Origin of the sequence: Nocardioides secundeburneus (assembly GCF_039939255.1) — a bacterium.
Lineage (GTDB): Bacteria > Actinomycetota > Actinomycetes > Propionibacteriales > Nocardioidaceae > Nocardioides.
Genome location: NZ_JBDUUE010000014.1, coordinates 1 through 5,629, shown reverse-complemented (window position 1 = coordinate 5,629; position 5,629 = coordinate 1). Strand labels below are relative to the sequence as shown.

Genomic DNA, 5,629 nt, shown 5'->3' with positions numbered 1-5,629 from the left:
AATGTTTGTCCGGCGGCGTCCTACTCTCCCACAGCCTCTCGGTTGCAGTACCATCGGCGCTGGCAGGCTTAACTTCCGGGTTCGGTATGGGACCGGGTGTTTCCCTGTCGCTATGGCCGCCGTAACTCTATATGCATGTCTACCCGCGCCAGACCCGTGTACCGGGGTGTGGGGGTGGACACGCAAGCGTGTTGTCGTAGTGGACGCGGGCACGATATGCAGGACATGTACCGCTGTACATGGATGCTGTCTTGTGTGCTGTGTGTGTTGTTTGTTGAGGGTTTGTATGGCAAGCCCTCGGCCTATTAGTACCGGTCGGCTAGGCATTACTGCTGTACACCTCCGGCCTATCAACCCCATGGTCTGTAGGGGGCCTTAACCCATCGAATGGGTGGGAAACCTCATCTTGAAACGTGCTTCCCGCTTAGATGCATTCAGCGGTTATCACTTCCGAACGTAGCCAACCAGCCGTGCCCCTGGCGGGACAACTGGCACACCAGAGGTTCGTCCATCCCGGTCCTCTCGTACTAGGGACAGCCTTTCTCAAGTTTCCAACGCGCGCGGCGGATAGGGACCGAACTGTCTCACGACGTTCTAAACCCAGCTCGCGTGCCGCTTTAATGGGCGAACAGCCCAACCCTTGGGACCTACTCCAGCCCCAGGATGCGACGAGCCGACATCGAGGTGCCAAACCATCCCGTCGATATGGACTCTTGGGGAAGATCAGCCTGTTATCCCCGGGGTACCTTTTATCCGTTGAGTGACCACGCTTCCACATGCCGTGGCCAGATCACTAGTTCCGACTTTCGTCCCTGCTCGACATGTCTGTCTCACAGTCAAGCTCCCTTGTGCACTTACACTCGCCACCTGATTGCCAACCAGGCTGAGGGAACCTTTGAGCGCCTCCGTTACATTTTAGGAGGCAACCGCCCCAGTTAAACTACCCATCAGGCACTGTCCCTGATCCAGATCATGGACCTAGGTTAGACATCTAGTACGACCAGAGTGGTATTTCAACGATGACTCCACCATAACTGGCGTCATGGCTTCACAGTCTCCCACCTATCCTACACAAGCCGAACCAAACACCAATACCAAACTATAGTAAAGGTCCCGGGGTCTTTCCGTCCTGCCGCGCGTAACGAGCATCTTTACTCGTAGTGCAATTTCGCCGAGTCCATGGTTGAGACAGCGCCCAAGTCGTTACTCCATTCGTGCAGGTCGGAACTTACCCGACAAGGAATTTCGCTACCTTAGGATGGTTATAGTTACCACCGCCGTTTACTGGGGCTTAAATTCTCCGCTTCACCCACGAATGGGCTAACGAGTCCTCTTAACCTTCCAGCACCGGGCAGGAGTCAGTCCGTATACATCGTCTTACAACTTCGCACGGACCTGTGTTTTTAGTAAACAGTCGCTTGGGCCTGGTCTCTGCGACCCTCCCCGCTACCCACCGTAAAGGTGTTGACGGTTCGGGTCCCCCTTCTCCCGAAGTTACGGGGGCATTTTGCCGAGTTCCTTAACCATGGTTCACTCGATCGCCTCGGTATTCTCTACCTGATCACCTGAGTCGGTTTGGGGTACGGGCGGCGCATAGCTCGCTAGAGGTTTTTCTCGACAGCATAGGATCACCCACTTCACCACAATTGGCTCGGCATCACGTCTCAAGCTCGACATCAAAGTCAGGGATCCGGATTTGCCTAGATCCCGCCCTACACGCTTACCCCGGGACAACCATCGCCCGGGCTGGGCTGCCTTCCTGCGTCACCCCATCGCTTGACTACTACCGGATCGGATCCCACGCTCCCCCACACCCCCTCATCCCGAAGGAATCGGTAAGTGTGGCTTCGGGTGGTTAGCATCACCGGCCTCGTCATGGGCGCTACATTGCCGGTACGGGAATATCAACCCGTTGTCCATCGACTACGCCTGTCGGCCTCGCCTTAGGTCCCGACTTACCCAGGGCAGATTAGCTTGACCCTGGAACCCTTGATCAATCGGCGCACGGGTTTCTCACCCGTGATTCGCTACTCATGCCTGCATTCTCACTCGTGTCGCATCCACCACTCGATCACTCGGCAGCTTCACCCGCGACACGACGCTCCCCTACCCACCCACACACCCCACCACCCAGTGGCGGAGCCAGGATCTAACCTGGTGTGAGTGCCATAGCTTCGGCGGGCGGCTTGAGCCCCGCTACATTGTCGGCGCGGAATCACTTGACCAGTGAGCTATTACGCACTCTTTCAAGGGTGGCTGCTTCCAAGCCAACCTCCTGGTTGTCACTGCGACTCCACATCCTTTTCCACTTAGCCGCCGCTTAGGGGCCTTAGCTGATGGTCTGGGCTGTTTCCCTCTCGACTACGGAGCTTATCCCCCGCAGTCTCACTGCTGCGCTCTCACTTACCGGCATTCGGAGTTTGGCTAACGTCAGTAACCTGGTCGGGCCCATCGGCTATCCAGTGCTCTACCTCCGGCAAGAAACACACAACGCTGCACCTAAATGCATTTCGGGGAGAACCAGCTATCACGGAGTTTGATTGGCCTTTCACCCCTATCCACAGGTCATCCCCTCAGTTTTCAACCTAAGTGGGTTCGGTCCTCCACGCGGTCTTACCCACGCTTCAACCTGCCCATGGATAGATCACTCCGCTTCGGGTCTTGAGCGCGCTACTACGGACACCGGACAAGCCGGGCCTACGCCCTATTAGGACTCGCTTTCGCTACGGCTACCCCACACGGGTTAACCTCGCAACACACCGCAAACTCGCAGGCTCATTCTTCAAAAGGCACGCCATCACCCCCACGACCACCATGGCTGGTGGCTGGCCGGGCTCTGACGGATTGTAGGCACACGGTTTCAGGTACTATTTCACTCCCCGCCAGGGGTACTTTTCACCTTTCCCTCACGGTACTAGTCCGCTATCGGTCATCAAGAAGTATTTAGGCTTAACGGGTGGTCCCGCCAGATTCACACACCATTTCAGGGGTGGCGTGTTACTTGGGAAACATCACAGACAGACACGCACCTACACCTACGGGACTATCACCCTCTACGGTGCCGCTTTCCAACGGACTTCAACTTCACACGTGTTTTCTTACTGTCCCCACCGCCGGCAGACGATAGACGAACGCTCCCACAACCCCGCCCCCGCAACCCCTGCCGGGTATCACACGAAGACGGTTTAGCCTCATCCGATTTCGCTCGCCACTACTCTCGGAATCACTGTTGTTTTCTCTTCCTACGGGTACTGAGATGTTTCACTTCCCCGCGTTCCCCCCTACACCCTATTTCATTCAGGCGCAGGTGACTGGACATGACTCCAGCCAGGTTTCCCCATTCGGACATCCCCGGATCACAGCTCGGTTGCCAACTCCCCAGGGCTTATCGCAGGCTCCAACGTCCTTCATCGGCTCTTGATGCCAAGGCATCCACCATGTGCCCTCTATCGCTTGCCAATACAAACACCCAACAAACAACACACACCACCCAAACAAACAACATCCAAGCGCGGTGCCACTCATCGAGCATCAAACAATCACTCTCAGCAATACAACAAAGACACAAAACACTACATATCGCACAACCCACACCACCAACCCAACCCCGAAACCATCACCAAACAAACTGACGACAATCCAGAACCGGATCACTGTGCGGGCTGATGCTCGCGTCCACTATCAACTTCACAAACACCACGAAACCAACCAGCCATACCCCCACTTGTCAGTGGAAGCTGGGCCTGATGCCTCAGGGCCCAACAGTGTGCCAACACCCCACCATCCAGACACCACCAACCTTCCACACGCCCAACCCCACAGAAACTGTGAGACCACACGTAGTACTAGCTGCCAGCACCCTTCAACGAAGAGCTATTCATCGACGGTTCCACTATCCGAACACCACCATATGCCCTGAGAACATTCGCCTCAGGCGCGGGATGTGTGCTCCTTAGAAAGGAGGTGATCCAGCCGCACCTTCCGGTACGGCTACCTTGTTACGACTTCGTCCCAATCGCCAGCCCCACCTTCGACAGCTCCCCCCACACAAGGTGGTTAGGCCACTGGCTTCGGGTGTTGCCGACTTTCGTGACGTGACGGGCGGTGTGTACAAGGCCCGGGAACGTATTCACCGCAGCGTTGCTGATCTGCGATTACTAGCGACTCCGACTTCATGGGGTCGAGTTGCAGACCCCAATCCGAACTGAGACCGGCTTTTTGGGATTCGCTCCCCCTCACGGGATCGCAGCCCTTTGTACCGGCCATTGTAGCATGCGTGAAGCCCTGGACATAAGGGGCATGATGACTTGACGTCATCCCCACCTTCCTCCGAGTTGACCCCGGCAGTCTCCTATGAGTCCCCACCACCCGAAGGCGTGCTGGCAACATAGGACGAGGGTTGCGCTCGTTGCGGGACTTAACCCAACATCTCACGACACGAGCTGACGACAGCCATGCACCACCTGTACACCCCCAAAAGAAGCCCCATCTCTGGAGCGGCAGGATGTATGTCAAACCCAGGTAAGGTTCTTCGCGTTGCATCGAATTAATCCGCATGCTCCGCCGCTTGTGCGGGCCCCCGTCAATTCCTTTGAGTTTTAGCCTTGCGGCCGTACTCCCCAGGCGGGGCGCTTAATGCGTTAGCTACGGCACGGAACCCATGGAATAGGCCCCACACCTAGCGCCCAACGTTTACGGTGTGGACTACCAGGGTATCTAATCCTGTTCGCTCCCCACACTTTCGCTCCTCAGCGTCAGAACATTGCCAGAGAACCGCCTTCGCCACCGGTGTTCCTCCTGATATCTGCGCATTTCACCGCTACACCAGGAATTCCGTTCTCCCCTCAATGCCTCAAGTCTGCCCGTATCGAAAGCAAGCACTCGGTTAAGCCCAGTGTTTTCACTCCCGACGCAACAAACCGCCTACGAGCCCTTTACGCCCAATAATTCCGGACAACGCTCGCACCCTACGTATTACCGCGGCTGCTGGCACGTAGTTGGCCGGTGCTTCTTCTGTACCTACCGTCACCACCCACACGGGCGCTTCGTCGATACTGAAAGAGGTTTACAACCCGAAGGCCGTCATCCCTCACGCGGCGTTGCTGGATCAGGCTTCCGCCCATTGTCCAATATTCCCCACTGCTGCCTCCCGTAGGAGTCTGGGCCGTGTCTCAGTCCCAGTGTGGCCGGTCACCCTCTCAGGCCGGCTACCCGTCAAAGCCTTGGTAGGCCATTACCCCACCAACAAGCTGATAGGCCGCGAGCACATCCCCCACCCACAAAAGTTTCCACACACATCCCATGCGAGAGTGCGTCGTATCCGGTATTAGACACCCTTTCGAGTGCTTATCCCAGAGTGAAGGGCAGATTACTCACGTGTTACTCACCCGTTCGCCGCTCGTGTACCCCCGAAAGGGCCTTACCGCTCGACTTGCATGTGTTAAGCACGCCGCCAGCGTTCGTCCTGAGCCAGGATCAAACTCTCCGTAGAAAACTTGCTCCCAACAAACGATCACTAGCTATCGCCAGAATCATTGTCGAAAAAACTTTACCCATCAAAGAAACAGACAGGCATACAAACTAATCCGTCGACTATGACACACTGTTGAGTTCTCAAACATCAGGCGCT

At 56.3% G+C, this 5,629-nt stretch carries 3 rRNA genes; all 3 read right to left on the bottom strand.

From position 1 onward, the window contains the following. Positions 1 to 7 precede the first annotated feature (7 nt). Positions 8 to 124, bottom strand: a 5S ribosomal RNA gene (gene rrf, locus ABFT23_RS22560). A gap of 161 nt (positions 125 to 285) precedes the next feature. After that, positions 286 to 3,459: ribosomal RNA gene (locus ABFT23_RS22555) — 23S ribosomal RNA — on the bottom strand. 497 nt (positions 3,460 to 3,956) lie between these two features. Then, positions 3,957 to 5,491 (bottom strand): 16S ribosomal RNA (locus ABFT23_RS22550). Together the 16S, 23S and 5S rRNA genes form the textbook arrangement of a ribosomal RNA operon. Positions 5,492 to 5,629: the final 138 nt, after the last annotated feature.